The sequence below is a fragment of the Brevundimonas sp. GW821-FHT12C05 genome, assembly GCF_058807475.1.
In genome coordinates, this window is record NZ_JBXAQS010000001.1 from 385,754 (window position 1) to 402,350 (window position 16,597).

The 16,597-nt window shown below is 68.7% G+C and carries 20 protein-coding genes; 3 read left to right on the top strand and 17 right to left on the bottom strand.

Annotated elements, in window-relative coordinates; all coding sequences use genetic code 11:
• Nucleotides 1-11: 11 nt before the first annotated feature.
• Nucleotides 12-512, top strand: a complete 501-nt coding sequence (locus tag AC1RRF_RS01855) for a response regulator (RefSeq protein WP_492832269.1) — start codon at nt 12-14, stop codon at nt 510-512.
• 6 nt (nt 513-518) lie between these two features.
• Here the strand turns inward: AC1RRF_RS01855 and AC1RRF_RS01860 are convergent, their stop codons facing one another.
• Complete coding sequence (locus tag AC1RRF_RS01860) at nt 519-1,427, bottom strand: lysophospholipid acyltransferase family protein (RefSeq protein WP_492832271.1); 909 nt, start codon at nt 1,425-1,427, stop codon at nt 519-521.
• Between the two features lie 10 nt (nt 1,428-1,437).
• Complete coding sequence (locus AC1RRF_RS01865) at nt 1,438-2,208, bottom strand: SDR family NAD(P)-dependent oxidoreductase (RefSeq protein ID WP_492832273.1); 771 nt, start codon at nt 2,206-2,208, stop codon at nt 1,438-1,440.
• A gap of 109 nt (nt 2,209-2,317) precedes the next feature.
• Here AC1RRF_RS01865 and tipF point away from each other — a divergent pair, with 109 nt between their 5' ends.
• Entirely contained in the window at nt 2,318-3,586 is a 1,269-nt protein-coding gene (gene tipF / locus AC1RRF_RS01870; RefSeq protein ID WP_492832275.1) for a flagella assembly cyclic-di-GMP phosphodiesterase TipF, read from the top strand.
• Here the strand turns inward: tipF and AC1RRF_RS01875 are convergent.
• From AC1RRF_RS01875 to AC1RRF_RS01900, 6 genes are read right to left on the bottom strand one after another with little or no spacing between them, the layout of a single operon-like run.
• A complete protein-coding gene (locus AC1RRF_RS01875) occupies nt 3,583-3,933 on the bottom strand; it encodes a YMGG-like glycine zipper-containing protein (protein WP_492832277.1) in 351 nt (116 codons plus the stop codon). The two genes, tipF and AC1RRF_RS01875, sit on opposite strands and share 4 nt — an antisense overlap.
• 55 nt (nt 3,934-3,988) lie before the next feature.
• Complete coding sequence (gene lpxK / locus AC1RRF_RS01880) at nt 3,989-4,993, bottom strand: tetraacyldisaccharide 4'-kinase (RefSeq protein ID WP_492832279.1); 1,005 nt, start codon at nt 4,991-4,993, stop codon at nt 3,989-3,991.
• Nucleotides 4,990-6,279 (bottom strand): 3-deoxy-D-manno-octulosonic acid transferase, encoded by a 1,290-nt coding sequence (locus AC1RRF_RS01885; RefSeq protein ID WP_492832281.1) that lies wholly within the window; start codon nt 6,277-6,279, stop codon nt 4,990-4,992. Before AC1RRF_RS01885 ends, lpxK begins: the two co-directional genes overlap by 4 nt.
• Nucleotide 6,280: 1 nt before the next feature.
• Nucleotides 6,281-6,967, bottom strand: a complete 687-nt coding sequence (locus AC1RRF_RS01890; protein WP_492832283.1) for a lysophospholipid acyltransferase family protein — start codon at nt 6,965-6,967, stop codon at nt 6,281-6,283.
• Nucleotides 6,964-8,805, bottom strand: coding sequence for an ABC transporter ATP-binding protein (locus AC1RRF_RS01895; protein ID WP_492832285.1), 1,842 nt, complete (start codon nt 8,803-8,805; stop codon nt 6,964-6,966). The genes AC1RRF_RS01890 and AC1RRF_RS01895 overlap by 4 nt, the downstream gene beginning before the upstream one ends.
• A gap of 40 nt (nt 8,806-8,845) precedes the next feature.
• The gene (locus AC1RRF_RS01900; protein ID WP_492832287.1) at nt 8,846-9,406 is read right to left on the bottom strand and encodes a COG3650 family protein; all 561 of its coding nucleotides are present in this window, start codon (nt 9,404-9,406) and stop codon (nt 8,846-8,848) included.
• A gap of 79 nt (nt 9,407-9,485) precedes the next feature.
• Here AC1RRF_RS01900 and AC1RRF_RS01905 point away from each other — a divergent pair, with 79 nt between their 5' ends.
• A complete protein-coding gene (locus AC1RRF_RS01905) occupies nt 9,486-10,151 on the top strand; it encodes a protein tyrosine phosphatase family protein (protein ID WP_492832289.1) in 666 nt (221 codons plus the stop codon).
• Between the two features lie 4 nt (nt 10,152-10,155).
• Here the strand turns inward: AC1RRF_RS01905 and AC1RRF_RS01910 are convergent, their stop codons facing one another.
• The 9 genes from AC1RRF_RS01910 to AC1RRF_RS01950 all read right to left on the bottom strand — a co-directional run bounded on the left by AC1RRF_RS01910 (nt 10,156) and on the right by AC1RRF_RS01950 (nt 16,546).
• On the bottom strand, nt 10,156-10,383 hold the full coding sequence (locus AC1RRF_RS01910) for a hypothetical protein (protein WP_492832291.1): 228 nt from the start codon (nt 10,381-10,383) through the stop codon (nt 10,156-10,158).
• Complete coding sequence (locus AC1RRF_RS01915; RefSeq protein WP_291836146.1) at nt 10,380-10,547, bottom strand: hypothetical protein; 168 nt, start codon at nt 10,545-10,547, stop codon at nt 10,380-10,382. Before AC1RRF_RS01915 ends, AC1RRF_RS01910 begins: the two co-directional genes overlap by 4 nt.
• Nucleotides 10,548-10,629: 82 nt before the next feature.
• Nucleotides 10,630-10,878 carry a DUF4170 domain-containing protein gene (locus AC1RRF_RS01920; RefSeq protein ID WP_492832293.1) on the bottom strand — a complete coding sequence of 83 codons (249 nt, stop codon included), beginning with the start codon at nt 10,876-10,878 and terminating at the stop codon, nt 10,630-10,632.
• A gap of 72 nt (nt 10,879-10,950) precedes the next feature.
• Nucleotides 10,951-11,748 carry a 3'(2'),5'-bisphosphate nucleotidase CysQ gene (locus AC1RRF_RS01925; RefSeq protein WP_492832295.1) on the bottom strand — a complete coding sequence of 266 codons (798 nt, stop codon included), beginning with the start codon at nt 11,746-11,748 and terminating at the stop codon, nt 10,951-10,953.
• Nucleotides 11,745-13,097, bottom strand: coding sequence for a TldD/PmbA family protein (locus tag AC1RRF_RS01930; protein ID WP_492832297.1), 1,353 nt, complete (start codon nt 13,095-13,097; stop codon nt 11,745-11,747). Before AC1RRF_RS01930 ends, AC1RRF_RS01925 begins: the two co-directional genes overlap by 4 nt.
• Nucleotides 13,098-13,137: 40 nt before the next feature.
• Nucleotides 13,138-13,557 (bottom strand): MAPEG family protein, encoded by a 420-nt coding sequence (locus AC1RRF_RS01935; RefSeq protein ID WP_492832299.1) that lies wholly within the window; start codon nt 13,555-13,557, stop codon nt 13,138-13,140.
• 9 nt (nt 13,558-13,566) lie between these two features.
• On the bottom strand, nt 13,567-15,387 hold the full coding sequence (locus AC1RRF_RS01940) for a M14 family metallopeptidase (protein WP_492832301.1): 1,821 nt from the start codon (nt 15,385-15,387) through the stop codon (nt 13,567-13,569).
• 46 nt (nt 15,388-15,433) lie between these two features.
• Nucleotides 15,434-16,063 carry a hypothetical protein gene (locus AC1RRF_RS01945; RefSeq protein WP_492832303.1) on the bottom strand — a complete coding sequence of 210 codons (630 nt, stop codon included), beginning with the start codon at nt 16,061-16,063 and terminating at the stop codon, nt 15,434-15,436.
• A gap of 138 nt (nt 16,064-16,201) precedes the next feature.
• Nucleotides 16,202-16,546 carry a hypothetical protein gene (locus AC1RRF_RS01950; RefSeq protein ID WP_492832305.1) on the bottom strand — a complete coding sequence of 115 codons (345 nt, stop codon included), beginning with the start codon at nt 16,544-16,546 and terminating at the stop codon, nt 16,202-16,204.
• Between the last annotated feature and the right edge of the window lie 51 nt (nt 16,547-16,597).

Consider the following 16,597-nt stretch of genomic DNA (forward strand, 5'->3'; position numbering starts at 1 on the left):
AGCTGTCCCGCATGTCTTCCCTCGCCGCCCTTCAGGTTCTTCTGGTTGACGATAACCAGCATATGAGGGCGATCACCTCCGCTGTTCTTCAGTCCGCCGGAATCCGCAAGCTGCGAGAGGCCGCCGACGGCGCCGCCGCGCTCGAAATCCTGCGAGAGCACGCGGTTGACCTGGTCATCGTCGACTTCAACATGTTTCCGCTGGACGGGGTCGAGTTCACCCGCCTGGTGCGCAACAGCCCCGACAGCGCCAATCCCTATCTGCCGATCATCATGATGACCGGCCACTCCGAGAAGACCCGCGTCTATGAGGCGCGCGACGCCGGGGTGAACGAGTTCGTGGTCAAGCCGATCACCGCCAAGGCCATTCTGGACCGTATCCAGGCGGTGATCTTCCGCCCGCGCCCGTTCGTGAAGACCGACGGCTATTTCGGCCCCGACCGCCGCCGGGTGCAGAGCACCGACGACAAGGGGCCCAAGCGCCGCGCCACGGACCGACCGCACGAGGTCTGAGGCGGTTCAGCCTTCCGCGTCCATCGCGTCATAGACCTTCTGCGGCCAACGCTTGTGGACCCAGAACCAGTCGACCGGGTGCTCGCGCACCCGCTCCTCGATGAAGGTGGTGATCGCCTGCACGCCGCGGACGATGTCGCCCGACCGGTCGCCGGTCTTTTCCAGCTCGATCGGTTCATGCGCCGTCACGCGGAAGCGCACGCCCGGCAGACGCACCACCGACATCGGCTGAATGAAGGTCCCGAACCGCAGCGCCAGCCGGCTGGGTCCCGGCGCCGCGTTCACCGGCTGGCCGAAGAAGGTCACTTCGGGGCCTTCCGAGAATTTCTGGTCGTTCATCAGGGCCACGGACTCGCCGCGCGCCATCCCGGCCAGCAGTTCGCGCGCGCCGTCACCGCCCTTGGGCGCGAACAGGGTCACGCCATAGCGGGCGCGGGCCTCGCGGATCTGCTTGTCGACATAGGGGTTGTTGGCCGCGCGATAGGTCACCTGGCAGGGCACGCCCGCCCCAACGATCACCGCCGCCATCACCTCGATGTTGGCCATGTGGCCCGAGACCAGCACCGCCGGCTTGCCGCTGTCGCGAATGGCGTGCAGCCGCTCCAGGCCGACGATCTCGATCCGCCCCGACGCGGGCGTCAGCTGATCCATGACCAGGGTCTCGGCGAAGGTGCGGCCGGTCTGCTCCCACTGGGCCAGCGCCAGTGCCTCGCGCTCGGCCCGCGGCATGTCCGGGAAGGCGATGCGCAGGTTACGCATCACCGTCTTCTGCGTGCCGGTCATCGGTCCCAGGGCTTTCAGCAGCGTGCCGCCGAGCGCGGAAGCCCGCGTCAGCCCCAGCATTCGCATAAGGCCGATCAGGCCGGCGAAGGCCACGCCCTCCAGCCGCCAGGCCAGATCCTGGCCGAAGCTCACCTTGGGACCGTCACCAGGCAATCGTCAGCCCGCCGTCCACGACCAGGGTCTGGCCGGTCACATAGGCCGCGGCCTTGCTGCACAGATAGACGGCGGTGCCCGCGATCTCGTCCGGCTGGCCGATGCGCTTCATCGGATTGGGCTCGACCGTCACCTTCAGCACCTCCTCGTTCTCCCACAGATAACGGGCGAAGTCGGTCTGGATCAGGCCGGGGGCGATGCAGTTGACCCGCACGTTCGACGGGCCGAACTCGACGGCCAGATTGCGCACTAGCTGCATGTCCGCCGCCTTGGACACGTTGTAGGCGCCGATCAGGGCGTTGCCGCGCAGCCCGCCGACGGACGAGATCACCAGAATGGCCCCGTCCTTCCGCTCCACCATCTGCGGCGCGACCATCTGGATCAGCCAGTGGTTGGCCAGCACGTTGTTGTGGAAGATCTTCTGGAACTGGTCGTCCGTAATGCCGCCCATCGGCCCGGCATAGGGATTGGACGCGGCGTTGCAGACCAGGATGTCGATCTGGCCGAAGGCGGCGACGGTCTCGTCGACCAGCCGCTGCAGTTCTTCCTTGGAGGCGATGTTGGCCGGGACGGCGATGGCCGTGCCCTCGCCGTGCTTGGCGTTCAGCGCTTGAGCCACTTCGTCACAAGGGCCGGCCTTGCGCGACGAGATCACGACCTTGGCGCCATGCTCGGCCATCCGCTCGGCGATGGCCTTGCCGATGCCCTTCGAAGAGCCGGTGATCACCGCGACCTTGCCGGTCAGGTCGAACAATTCCATCGTTAACCTCGAAAGCGTGGGGAGAATCCGTGTTCGGACCCTATGCGTATTGTCGTGATACCCCGATACTCGGGCGATTCCATCCGGGAAGGCGGAAACTCCGTACCCCATGCGCGCCATAACCAACGGCTTTCTGTTCTTCGGCTACCTGTTCCTGGCGATGACCGTCGGCGCCTTCCTGTGGCGCGCCGGTCTCGGCGGCGGCGCAGGCGTGGCCGCCGGCTTCGGCACGGCGGGCCTGCTGATGGCGATCCACGTCCTGGTCGTCGGCCGCAGCCAGCGTGCGGCCCTGAAGAAGGAAATCGATCAGGTCCGCGAGGCTCACCGCCTGCTGGCCGACGCAATGGAATCCACCCAGGGGGCCCTGACCGAACTGGCCCAGGCCATCGAAGCCGGCGCCCTGACCTCGACCGAGCAGCTGTCGGGCGAGGTCCGCATGCTGGAGACCCTGATCCAGCAGATGAGCGTCTCGATCGAGGAGCGGGTCCAGCAGCCGGCCCCCGCCAGCGCCTTTGAGGCTCGCCATCGCCAGCAGTCCAACGTCCTGCTGCAGACGATCCATGAGGCCCTGGCCGAGAACCGGGTCGACCTCTACCTGCAGCCGGTGGTCAGCCTGCCGCAGCGCCGGACCATCTTCTACGAAAGCTTCACCCGCCTGCGCGCCGCCGACGACCGGGTGATGATGCCGGCCGAATACCTGTCCGTCGCCGAGGGCGAGGGGCTGGTCCCCGCCATCGACAACCTGCTGCTGTTCCGCTGCGCCCAGATCGTGCGCCGCCTGGCCCGTCAGGACCGCAAGGTCGGCGTCTTCTGCAATGTGGCCCTGTCCTCGCTGGGCGACGAGACCTTCTTCCCGCAGTTTCTCGACTTCCTGAGCGAAAACCGCGACCTTAACCAGGCCCTGATCTTCGAGCTGGGCCAGGCCGTCTTCGACGCCCGCGGCGCCGTCGAGGCGCGCAACATGGCCAAGCTGGCCGACCTGGGCTTCCGCTTCTCGATCGACAAGGTCCAGACGCTGGACCTCGATTTCGCCGACCTGCAGCGCTCGGACGTGAAATTCCTCAAGGTCGCCGCGGATCTGCTGATCGAACAGCTTCTGGACCTCGACAACGGACCGGCCCTGCCGTCCCTGCGCGACATCCAGGCCGCCGATTTCGCCGGCCTGACCCGCCGCTACGGCATCGAGGTCATCGCCGAGAAGTGCGAGAGCGAGCGCCAGATCGTCGACATCCTCGAACTGGATGTCTCCATGGGCCAGGGTCACCTGTTCGGAGAACCCCGCGCCATCAAGGAAGCCGTACTGGCCGAGACCGATCCGCCCGCCGAATTCCTGCGCTCGACCCTGCGCAGCGCCGAGCAGCGCCGCCGGTTCGGCTAGTAGCGCGGATAGGGGCGGTAGTTGTCCCGCCAATGGATCCGTTCGGTGCCGTAGCGGCGATCGCGATTGTAGCCGCCGAAGCCATAGCCGCAGGGATCGTCCTCCGCCGACAGCTGGTTGCCCAGCAGCCCGCCCGCCAGCGCGCCGATGGCCGCGCCGCGCTCCGGATTGTCCTTGTCGATCGCCGCCCCTGCGAGAGCGCCCAGAGCGGCCCCGCTGGCCCTCGCATAGTCCCGGTTCCGGGCGTAGTCGCGCTCGCAGACCGAGGCGTAGCCGTCGGTGGTGGCGCAGCCGGCGGCGGCGGCCCCAAGGGCGGTCAGGGCGGCGAGGATCATCAGGCGGCGCATGCGGCTCTCCCTCCGTAATCCCGTGTCGAACACACGGGCGTCGGGACTGTTCCGCTCAGCCCTCGCTGCGCAACAGGCGCAGAAAGCCCGCCTCGTCCTCGAACGTGGCCTTCACCGGCCAGGAGGTCACCCGCGTCCGCCATTCGGGGGGCAGGCGGGACCAGTCCTTCTCGGTGGTCACCAGGGTCGCGCCGAACTGTTCCGCGCGGTCGGCGAGGAAGCGCAGATCTTCGGGTCTGAAGGCGGCATGATCGGGGAAGGGGGCGAACTCGGCCAGGTCGGCGCCGGCGGCCTTCAGCGAGCGCTCGACCTTCCACGGCTTGGCGATGCCGGCGAAGCCGACCAGCGGCCCGGACGGCGGCGGACCGGCGGGCTGCAGCCGGGCGATGAAGACGGGCAGGGCGCCGAAACTTTCCAGCAGCTCCGGGTCCGGCTCGGCCAGATCGGACGGCATCAGGATGACCACGGCGTCGGCGCGGGCCAGCCCGGCCCTTAGCGGCTCGCGCATCGGTCCGGAGGGGAAGACCGAACCATCGCCGAAGGGCCATTCGTCGTCGCGGGTCTCGCCGTCCACCACGATCAGGCTGAGGGTCTTCTTCAACGCCGGGTTCTGGTGGCCGTCGTCCAGCACCAGCGCCTGGGCGCCGGCGGCCGCGGCGGCCCTGGCTCCAGCGACGCGGTCGCGGGCGATCCAGGCCGGGCTGTCCAGCGCCAGCATCAGCGGCTCGTCGCCCACGTCGGCGGCGGTGTGAAGGTTCAGATCGACCCGGACCGGGCCTTGCAGCTTGCCGCCGTAGCCGCGCGACAGGGCGTGGGCCTCGACGCCTGACTGGCGCAGCAGCCGCAGGACCTCGCGGGCGACGGGCGTCTTACCTGATCCGCCGACGGTCAGGTTGCCGACGGAGATGACAGGCCCGCCGGGATCGACCGGCGTGGCGCGGGCGATGCGGTTGGCGGTCACGCCGGCCCAGACCCAGGACAGGGGCTTGAGCAGCATCCGCGTCATGGCCGCGTGCTTGCGGTCGCGCAGATACCACCACTTCGGCGTGCTCAGGCTCATCGCCGGCTCCGCTTCGGCGGCAACAGGGGATGCATCGCCTCGATCAGCCGTTCCAGCCCGGATCCGGCTTCGGCGGCGGCGCGACGGCCGCGGTCGCCCATGGCCCGGGCGACCTTCTCGTCGGCCAACAGGGGCGCGAGCACGGCGGGGAGATCCCATGGCGCGGCGACGATCTGCAAGCCGCCCGCCTCGACCAGCGCCTCGGTGATGGCCGCCCAGTTGGTCATGTCGGGGCCGGTGACGGCGGGCTTGCCCAGCCGCGCGGGCTCCAGCGGATTGTGGCCGCCGACGGGGGGCTTCTCCAGCGCCGCCGAGAAGCTGCCGCCCATGACCACCACGTCGGCCAGCCGCAGGAACAGGCCCATCTCGCCCAGGGTGTCGGCGACATACAGGTCGGTGTCGTTGTCCGGCTGCCGCCCCTGCGAACGCAGGGCGAAGCGATAGCCGTCGCGGGTCAGGGCGGCGGCGATGGCGGCGCTGCGCTCCGGATGGCGCGGGATCAGGATCAGGCACAGCCGGTCGGTCAGCTTGTCCAGCGCGCGGACGATGGCGATCTCCTCGCCGTCGTGGGTGCTGGCGGCCACGACCACGGGCCGGTCGCCGATGGCGGCGCTCAGCTTGGTGAAGGCCGCGCCGTCATGCGGCGGCGCCTCGCCCGCCAGTTTGAGGTTCACATGGCCGTCGATGCGGGCGCCCAGGCTCTCCAGCCGGTCGGCGGAAACCCCGTCTTGCGGCAGGATGACGTCGAAAGCCGACAGGATCTCCCGCGCCGCGCCCGGGAAGCGCCGCCAGCCGGCGACGGTCTTCTCGGTGATCCGGGCGCTGGCCAGCACAAGCTTCACGCCCCGGCGACGGGATTCCAGGATCAGGTTCGGCCAAAGCTCGCTCTCGACGAAGACGCCGACCACGGGCTTCCAGTGGGTCAGGAAGGCGTCGACCGCGCCCGGCGCGTCCACTGGCGCGAACTGGTGGATCACGCCCTCGGGCAGGCGATGGGCGAGCAGGGCGGCGGAAGTCAGGGTGCCGGAGGTGACCAGCAGGTTCAGGTCCGGACGGGTGGCGCGCAGTTTGGCGACCACGGGCAGCAGGGACAGGGTTTCGCCGACACTGACGCCATGCAGCCAGACCACCTCGCCGGCGGGGCGGGGGACGCGGGTCAAACCCAGGCGTTCATCGACGCGGACCGGGTCCTCCTTGCCCTTCTTCGCCCGGCCGTCGAGCAGGCGGGGGGCCAGAGGCTCCAGCATCCGGGTCAGGAGCCGGTACAGGATCAGGGCGGGGCTCACGTCAGACCCGCTTCAGGCCGGTGATGGCGTCGGCTTCGGCCTCGACGGCGTTCAGACGCTCGGTCCAGGCAAGGGCGACATCGGCCAGGTCCGCCCCTTCCGGATAGTCGGTGACATCCCAGACGATGGCGCCCTTGCCGAAAGGCAGCGGCACGACGGCCTTGTCCCAGCTGTTCAGCCGGATCGCGGGATGACAGGAGATGCCGATGAACAGGGTCGGCGCGCCCGACAGCTTGGCCAACAGGGGCAGGCCCTCGGCCATTTGCTGGGCCGGGCCGCGCGGGCCGTCCGGGGTGACGGCCAGGGCGCCGACCTTCAGTTGGCGCAGGCCGTCGCGTAGGGCCTGGGTGCCGCCCTTGGCGCGGTCCGCCTTGTCCTTGTTGGCCGAGGAGCCGCGCACGGCGGGAATGCCCAGGAGCGCCATCGCCTTGGCGATGAACTGGCCGTCAGGCGACAGGGAAATCAGACCCTTGACCGGTTGGGCGCGGTCCAGCGGCCAGCTGACGGGACTCAGGCTGATGCGCGAATGCCAGAAGGCGCACAGCACGCCGCCGCCCTGTTTCCATATGGCCTCGGCCACGCCCTCGTTCCGTTGCGTCCAGCGGATGGTGGCGAAGCAGAACCGCATCCACTGGGCCAGAGCCCAGGCGAAGAACGCCTGGACGGCCGGATTGCGCAGCGGCCTCATGAAACCGTCGCCACGGTGACCGGATCACTGTCCAGGGACTGCTGCCGCGCCAGACGGGCATAGAGGCCGCCCTTCTTCACCAGCGACGTGTGGCTGCCGGTCTCGACCACCTTGCCCGCATCGATGACGTAGATGCGGTCGGCGTTGCGCACGGTCGACAGCCGGTGGGCGATCATCAGGGTGGCGCGGCCCTCCATCAGCCGCTCCAGCGCGGTCTGCACCAGGGCCTCGCTCTCCGTGTCCAGCGCCGAGGTCGCCTCATCCAGCAGCAGGATGGGAGCGTCCTTCAGGAAGGCGCGGGCGATGGCGATCCGCTGGCGCTGACCGCCGGACAGACGCAGGCCCGCTTCGCCGGCCCGGGTCAGATACCCCTCGGGCAGGGCGGTGATGAATTCGTGGGCGGCGGCCGAGGCGGCGGCGGCCTCGATATCGGCCTGCGAGGCGCCGGGGCGGCCGTAGGCGATGTTGGCGGCGATGGTGTCGTCGAACAGGAAAGGCTCCTGCGTGACCAGGGCGATGTGGGTGCGCAGGTCCTGCAGCTTGAGTTCGCGGATATCGCGGCCGTTGATGGTCACCGCGCCCGAGGTGACGTCGTAGAAACGGGGCAGAAGCGACAGGATGGTCGACTTGCCGCCGCCCGACGGGCCGACCAGGGCCACGGTCTCGCCGGGCTTCACCGACAGGGAGACGTCCGACAGGGTCGGCGCGCCGCCCTCGGCCGCCGGGGCGTAGGCGAAGCTGACGTGGTCGAAGGCGACGGTGACCGGGCCGGTCTCCAGCGGCGCGGCGTCGGGCGCCTCGCGGATCTCGGGTTCAATGTCGAGCGAGGCGAACAGACGTCGGGCGGCGGTCAGGCCTTCGGCCATGACGGTCTGCAGGTTGGTGACCTGACGCAGCGACTGTCCGGCGGACATCAGCAGGCCGATGTAGGCGGCGAACGCGCCGACCGTCATCTGGCCCTGACGCGCCTGCCAGCCGGCGTAGCCCATGACGGCGGCGACGATGACCATGGCGACGAGGTTCGAGAAGGGGCCGGCGAAGGCGCGGCTGTCGGCGGACTTGATGACGTGGCGCTGGCGGCGGGCGACGACCTCGCCGACCCGGGCCTCCTCGGCGGCCTCGCGGTTCTCGATCTTGATCAGGCGGACGCCGTCCAGGTTCTCCATCAGGGCGGTGGAGAGGTTGGACGTCTCGACCATGGCGCCCGTGGTGGCCTTGCGCACCCGTTTGCCGAAACGGCGAATGACGAGGGCGATGACCGGCGCGCCCAGCAGGACGATCAGGGTCAGCCGCCAGTCGGTCCAGGCCATGTAGCCGATCACCGCGACCAAGGTGAGGGAATGCTGGGTGTAGTTGACCACGCCGTTGGTGAAGGCCTCGCGCACCATGTTGGCGTCGAACAGCACCGAGGAGACGAAGCCGCCGGAGTGCTGGCTGCGCAGGCGGGCCAGGTCGGCGCGGATCATGGCGCCGAACAGGCGCACCTGGATGTCGCCTACGATGCCGTGACCCAGCCGATTGACCAGGGCCGCCTGGCCGAGGGCCGCGATGGTCCAGATGACGCCGGCGCCGATGATGATCAGCGGAATACTGACCAGCGCCTGTTCAGGCGGAATGGTGAAGACGCGCCAGATGGTGACCGGCTTGCCCAGGAACAGGCCGTCGACGGCGGGCTGCAGCAATTGCAGGACGGTGGCCGCCATGACGCCGACGACGGCCGCGCAGAGGATGGACAGGAACAGCGGCGTGCGGTGGTGCGAGAGGTAGTCGCGCCAGATGCGCGCCAGCAGCGGGCGCAGCGGCTCTTTCTCGTCGGTCGCGGGGGCAGGCGTCGTCATCGGTCCGAGGTCGGACGACAGGGGGAGGAAGTCAAGCAGACTATGACTTCAGGGACGTCCGCGCATCGTCATCCGTGATCAGGACGACGCCTTCGGCGCCGTCGATGCGCTCGGCGGGGGGCATCGTGGGATTGGAGGGATATCGCGCGCCGTTGAACTTCAACCGCACTTCGTACCCGTTGATGATGCCGCCGCCCCCGACATGCACGCCGATGTCCGGGAGGCCGTTCGTGCGGGTCGAGAGCATTCGGATCGGCGCTCGGGTGATCGTCGTTTCACCGAGTACGGCGTAGCCGTCTCCGGTGCTGCGCAGGATCAGCAGGTTGCAGCCGCCGCTGCCGCAAAGTCCGGGGCCGACCAGATAGACCAGCGTCAGGGCGTCCTGGCCTTCGCCCGTCGTGCGCGCGACGTAGCCCAATGGCGCCATCACGTCGCGGGTGCGATCCTGCAGGAAGGCGGTCAGGGCCGCGTCGGCCGCCGGCGCCCGCGTGGTGTCGGGCGCGGCAGCCGCCGGTTCCGCCTCGGTCGGGGCGGGCGTCTCCGCGGCGGGCTGGCAACCGGCGATCAGCACGGTCATGGCGGCGACGGCGACGACTTTCATGGCGGTTCTCCTGTGGTCTGCAGCCTAGACCTCAAACCGCCAGATGACGACCGGCTCCCGACCCTCTATCTCCCCCTGCATGCCTCGTTACGACCTCTCCTCCGCCGCCGGCCGCTTTCGGGCGAGGTGGGACTATGTCTGGAAGGACCACGCCTTCCTGAGGCGGTGGTTCATGAACGCCCACTGGCTGGGGCCGGATCTGGTGCGGACGAACCAGCCGTCGCCGCGTCAGCTGGCCTGGTGGAAGTCGCAGGGGATCAAGACGGTCATCAACCTGCGCGGGGCGCGAGACGAAGCCTATTATGCGCTGGAGAAGGACGCCTGCGAGCGGCTGGGCCTGACCCTGATCGACGCGCCGCTGGACAGCCGGGATCCGCCGCAGCCGGACCGCATCCATCGGGCGAAACGGCTGTTCGAGACGATCGAATATCCGGTGCTGATCCACTGCAAGTCGGGGGCGGACCGGGCCGGGATGATGGCGGTCTTCTATCGCCACTTCCATCTGGGCGAACCCATCTCGGAAGCGATCAAACAGCTCGACAAGAAATATCTGCACCACCGCGAGGGGCTGACCGGGGTGCTGGACTACACGCTGGAGAAATACCTCAAGGAGGTCGCGCCGACCGGCGTCAGCTTCCTGGAGTGGATCGACAGCCCGGCCTACGATCCCAAGGCCATCCGGTCGGAGTTCAAGGGCCAGTGGTGGGGCACTTTGCTGACCGAGAAGCTGTTGAGGCGGGAATAGGGCCTCAACTCCAGGGGCCGCGGGGGCCCTGCGAGGACGGCGGAGGGCTTTCGCCGTGCTCCGAGGCCAGTTCAGCGTCGCGTCGCGCCTTGCGTTCGGCTTCCCAGTTTCTGAACCACCGCTTCCACCTCATTTCGCCGCGCAGGGACATCGTCCACAGCACTAACGCCATGAGCATGAAGACCAGGGTGCTGATTTCCTCAGCGCCGAGGGTGCGGCCGAACAGGGTCATGGGTGTTTGGTATCATCCGGCGACGCGGGCGTCACCGGGTCGTTCCAGGCGGTGTCGGACTCGCGCGGGGCGTTGCTGTTCGCATCCGGCTTGCGGCGCGTGACCCACACGACGATGCCGACGGCGATGGCGCCGAGCACCAGCACAATCAGAAGAGTGTTCACGGGCGATCCTCCGTCAACGGGACTGTCGAAGGCAAAGCGTCCGAGCGACAGCCCCGGTTCCCGTCAGGGCCCGGGAGCGCGATCAGTGCTCGTGGGCGTCGCCGCGCGGATCGATCATCCGATGGGCGTGCAGGATGAAGTAACGCATGTGGGCGTTGTCCACCGTGGCCTGGGCCTTGGCCTTCCACGCCTTGCGCGCTTCCTCGTAGTTCGGGAAGGCGCCGACGAATTCGACCTTGGACAGGTCGCGGAACACCGGCGCGTCCAGGTGGCGCAGCTCGCCGCCGATGACGATGTGCAGCAGCTGGGGCGTTTCGGTTTCGGCGGTCATGTTCGTATCCCGGGGAGCGTCTATGGAGTTCACCGTCCCACTCGCAGGTTGAGATGACCTGAAAGAGGCGGATCAGCGGGGCGCGAGCGGAATAGGCGCTGTCCGCCGCACGATCAACGGGTGAAGGCCCGGCGCGGAGCAGATCAGGCTGGTTTGTCGCGGGTCGGGCTGGTTGAAGCGCCAGGCGCCGCCATGATGGTCGCTGACCTTCGCCCCGGCTTCTTCCGCGATGAGGGCGCCGGCGCAGACGTCCCAGTCCCATTTCGGCGTCAGGGCGATGGCCGCGTCAAAGGCTCCCGCCGCCACCAGAGCCATGCGATAGGCCAGGGCGTTGCGCTTCTCGTAGCGCATGGCGGGCCAGGGCTCCGGCCAGTGCGGTCCTTCCATCAGCCGGGCGTCGGCCAGAACCGAGGCGTCGTCCAGGTCTGTGGTGTCCGACGCCGTGATCGTCCGTCCGTTCAGGGACGCGCCGCCGCCCAGGGTGGCGACGAAGGTCTCGTTCAGCATGGGGGCGTGGATGACGGCGGCGACCGGTCGCCCGTCCTCGACCACGGCGATGGGAATGCACCACCACGGCTTGTCCTTCATATAGGCCACGGTGCCGTCGATCGGGTCGACCACGAAGATGCGCGACTTCGACAGTCGCTCGGCGTTGTCGGTGGTCTCTTCGGACAGCCAACCGTAGTCCGGACGCGCCGACAGCAGGCGGGCGCGCAGCAACTGGTCGACAGCGAGGTCAGCCGAGGTGACGGGCGAACCGCCGGACTTGGACCATATCTTCAAACCCCGCTCGCGCTCGGCCAGGGCCAGTTCGCCGGCGGCCAGGGCCGCGTCGCGGATCAGCTCGAGATCGGTGGCGAAATCCGTCATTTGCCCGCGATGGCGACGCCGTCGAACAGCAGGGACGGACTGTTGAAGCTGCTGCGGAACTCCAGATCGGAGCCCGGGACAAGGCGCGCCCACAGGTCCTTGAGATTGCCCGCGACGGTGACCTCGCTGACCGGATAGGCGCGAGCGCCGTTCTCGAACCAGAAGCCCGACACCCCGGCGGACCAGTCGCCGGTGTTGCCGTTCAGCGAGGGGCCGAACATGGACGTGATCAGCAGGCCCGTTCCGGCCTGACCCATCAGGCCGTCCAGATCCTGCTCGCCCGGCTCCAGATGCAGGTTGTGGGTCGATACGCCGGGCGGCCCCGCGAGGCCGCGCGAGGCGTGGCCGGTCGAGGTCAGACCGAGTTGGGCCGCCGCGCTGCTGTTCAGCAGCCAGGTGGTCAGAACGCCGTCATCAATGATTGATTGTTCGCTCACGGCAACGCCTTCGTCGTCGAACGGGGTCGAGCCGAGGCCGCGCGGGCGGAAGGGATCGTCGATCAGGCGAACGCCCTCGGGCAGGATCCGCTGGCCGAGCCGGTCCTTCAGGAAGGAGGTGCCGCGCGCGATCGAGGCGCCGGAAATGGCCCCCAGCAGGGGCGACAGCACCTGGGTCGCCACGCGGTTTTCGAAGATGACCGGCGCGGTGGTGGAGGCGATCTTGCGCGGACCGGTCCGCTCGACGGCGCGTCGACCGGCATAGGCCCCGATGGATCCGGCCGAGGGCAGGTCGGACAGGTGGCGGACGGCGCGGTGTTCTCCGCCGCGCTCCATGGCTCCGTCCTTCTCGGCGATGACGCCGACGCCCAACGAGAAGGCCGAGCCCTGATAGGCGCCGTCAAAGCCGTGCGAGGTGACCAGACGCCAGCGGCTGGACGAGGCGGCGGCGTGACCGCCCTCCGAACGGGCGACGCCCTCGACCGCCAGCGCGGCGGCTTCGGCCTCGGCGGCGGCGGCTTCCAGATCGGCGGCGCTGCATTCCGTCGGATCGTAGAGGTCCAGATCGGGGAAGGGGCCCCGGGCCAGCCGGTCCTGCGGAGCCAGTCCGGCGTAAGGGTCTTCCGGCGCGAGGCGGGCCATGGCTACGGCGCGCTCGACCAGGCGGGCGCGGGTCTTGTCCGACAGGTCCGAGGCCGAGACGGTCGCCTGACGCCTGCCGATGAAGACCCGCAGACCGAGGTCGCGGCTCTCCTCGCGCTCGACGTCCTCCAGCGCGCCGTTGCGCACGCCGATGGAGAGGGAGGCCCGCTCCGAGGACACCGCCTCGGCGGCGTCCGCCCCGGCTTTCAAGGCGGCGGCGACCAGGTCGGGCAGGATGTCGGAGGCGGCGGCGTCACGCGGGGAGGTCATGCCCCGATATGGCCGGGCCTCAGCCGGGGCGCAACAGCCGTCAGAAGACGGCGGCGAAGATCAGCAGCCCCGCCGAGGCGAGGAAGGGCAGGTAGGTCAGGATCATGCCGAACATGCGCCCGGCGGCGGGTTGCTTCTCCTGCGCCATGCCCCAGGCATGGAGCACCCGGCCGAGGAAGAACGATCCGCCGAGCATGTGCACGACGGGCGCACTGTAGAAGACCGCCACCACGGCCAGCGAGATGAGCGCCACCGGGATGTACTCAATGGCGTTGCCGAAGGCGCGGGTGGCGGCGGTGAGGGTCGCGTGGCCGCCATCGCCGACCGAGACCTTCAGCTTGCGCCGTCCCGCGCTGATCCGCATCGACAGGAACAGGACGAACAGCAGCGAGAGCCCGGTCCAGAGCGCGACCGCCCGGAAGGCCTCGGTGTGGAAGGCCAACGCCTCGTTGATGTTCACAGGATCCCCCTAGTTCTCGCGCGCCACCGGATAGAGGCGATAGTGGTCATCATAGAACGGGGTTCGTTCGTAGAACCACTGCAAACGGGCGTCGCCGTTGGCGGCGAAGTCCGGCTCCGCGGCCAGCTTGGCCTCGAACTCGGCCTTTAGGGCCGGATCGGCGGCCATCATCCGCTCGGCCAGCGGGGCGATGGCGTAACCCTCGATGTATTCGACGCGGCTCAGCACCTCGGGGAACAGGCCCCAGGCGAAGAAGCTTTCCGACGACTGCGGCTCCAGCAGAAGGACGACGATGTCGCCCAGCGGCTGATCGGTCGGCACGCGCACCGAGCCGATCGGGAAGGTCCAGTCGCGGCGCTCGGGCGTGACCGAGGTCACCGTCACCGGCACGTGGCCCTCGTTCGGGCGGGCGCCGATCTTCGGATCGTCGAGGCGCAGCATCTCCACTGAAACCGTACGCGGCGCGGTCAGGGTCTCCATCGTCACGCCGTGGGTGCGCAGGCGTTCGATGATGTCCGTCCGGTACGACGGCACCCAATAGGCCTCCGGGCGGCGCAGGGTCAGCGTCGAGTGCGAGGTGTAGAACGGCAGCTGCCACAGCACGGGGTCGGCCTGTCCCAGCCAGCGGATTTCGCGGCGGCCCGACGCCGGGCTCTCATAGGTCTCGTAGGTGATGCCCTTGAACGGGCGGGTCACGGTCGGCTGGTCGTTCTGGACGAAGTTGGCGGGGATTTCGGCCGGACGCAGGGCGCTGTCGGCGGTGATCGCGGCGCGCAGGTCCCGGCCGTTGCTCGCCAGCAGCTTCAGCGCCTGTTCCAGGAAGACATAGGTGCCCAGCACGCGCTGTTCGTGCGGCTTGAGGCTGTGGTTCTCGATCAGGATGGTCGGGACGTGGGCCGCCGAGCCCCAGCCGTTCGAGAAACGCTCGCCCAGGCCGCCGTCCGACAGGCCGGCGCGCGGGTTCTGGTCGTCGATGCCGAAGACCAACTCGCCGGGGATATGGCCGCGCGCTTCCAGCGCCGCGTTCATCGCCGGCTTGAAGGCGTTGTCCAGCCACAGTGCGGTGGCGGGGGAGCGGGAATAGACCCCGTCCTCGCCATTGTAGCCGTAGGTGACGTCGTACTGGTAATCCATGCCGTCGGTGACGTGGATGTCGACGTACAGGTCGGGCCGGTACTTCACGATCAAGCCGCGCACCGCCCGCATCTCGGGCTGGTCCAGTTTCAGGTAGTCGCGGTTCAGGTTCTGGTTGGTCGCCGTGTTGCGCCAGCCCTGGATGCGCGGCCCGCGCTGGTTCGGGCGGCTGTAGGCGCTGGCGCGCTCATGTCCGTCCACCGACAGGATGGGGATCAGGATCAGGTTGACCCGGTCCAGCAGGTCATCCTTGCCATAGAAGGCGATGTCGCGAAGCAGCATCATGCCCGCGTCCTTGCCGTCGATCTCGCCCGGATGGATGCCGGCCTGAGCCAGTAGCACCGGCTTGGAGGGATCGAAACTCGGGCCGTCTTTCGAAGCGATGACGGCATAGATCGGGCGGCCTTCCGGCGAGACGCCGAACTGCTCGATCCGGATCAGGTCCGAGGCGGCGTCCAGGCGATCGAACCAGGCGCGGGTGTCGACGTAGGTCGGGCTGAAGTCATGGGCGGCGTCGGCTTCGAAGGCCGTGACCCACGGGTCCGAGGCGTTACGCAGCAGGTCGCGGCTGGCGCCGTTCCACTCCGGTGCGGGCGGCAGGAAGGGTTGATCCCACGGTGCGGTGTTGGGGACAGACTGGGACATGGCGGGACTCGCGAACAGAAGGGCGGCTGCGATCAGAAGGGGGGTGCGCATGAGGCTTCCTCGACCAAATGCTGAACCGCGGCAAGCGATCCGGGCGTCAGCCCGTGACGCCCAGCGCGGGCGACCAGGCGCCGGTGGACAGCAGGTGAATGGCGGACATCGACAACGTCCACAGGCTGTAGGCCAGAACGATCAGGAGGGCGCCGATCACGGCCCGTCGCCACGGCGCGAAGGCCGCGACGGCGGTCGTGGTGAAGAAGATGCCGAAACCGACCCACAGCCGCGTCGTCGACAGGGCGGCGAAGCCCTCGTTCACGGACATCAAGCCGAGGAACAGCAAGCCGACGATGAGGTTGGCGGTCATGATGCAGCCGAAGACCAGCCGCCGGGATTTCCAGAAATGCTCATCCAGATCGATCCGCTCGTGATGACCTTCGGCGGACACGCGGGGGAAGGCCATGCTGGCGGCGACATAGAAGGTGGCGGCGATGATCAGGCCCGCGATCAACAGGGCGTGGCTGAACGGCGCGCCGCGGAAGATGACCCAGGCCTGGTTCCAGAACGTCGCGACATCCAAGGCCACGAAGGTCGCCAGCAGCGGGGTCAGCCAGCCGAAGCGCACCCGCTCCCGCTCCTGCAGGATGCGGGCGAAGCCGCCGACCAGTTCGGCCACCGACAGGCCCAGCAACAGGCCATAGAAGCTGAAGAAGAACTCGAACGCGCTCATAGACCCCCCGACCGGCGAAGCGTGACCCTATGGGCCCGCCGGTTCCACGTCACCCCTTGGGACGTCTCGGGAACGAAAAACGGGGCGACGATGAGATCACCGCCGCCCCGTTCAATTCGGTGCTTTGAAGCCTGAGGCTCAGCCGTTCCGCTTGGCGATCAGGCGATCGACGGTGGCCTGAGCCTCGTTGCGACGGACGGTGTGGCCGTCGATCTCGGCCCGTTGCGCGTCGGTCAGGCCGCCTGCGGCGGCCGCGTCGGCCTGCAGGGACTCGATCGCTGCGTTCAGGTCGGTGACCAGGTCCTGGGCTTCCCAGAGCTGCTGCTGCTCGGCCTGCGACAGGCGCGGCGGCGTCGCGCGGCGCGGACGCGAGGCGCGGGCGCTGTTACGGCCAGTCAGAACCTGGGCGTCCGCGGGAGCGGGAATGGTGACCACTGGCGTCGCGAGAGCGAGCGCCAGGGCGGCGATAAGAGCGTGTTTCATGGGTGGGCCTTCCGGGAAGATCACTGACCCTGTTTCTAGATTACCGTTTCG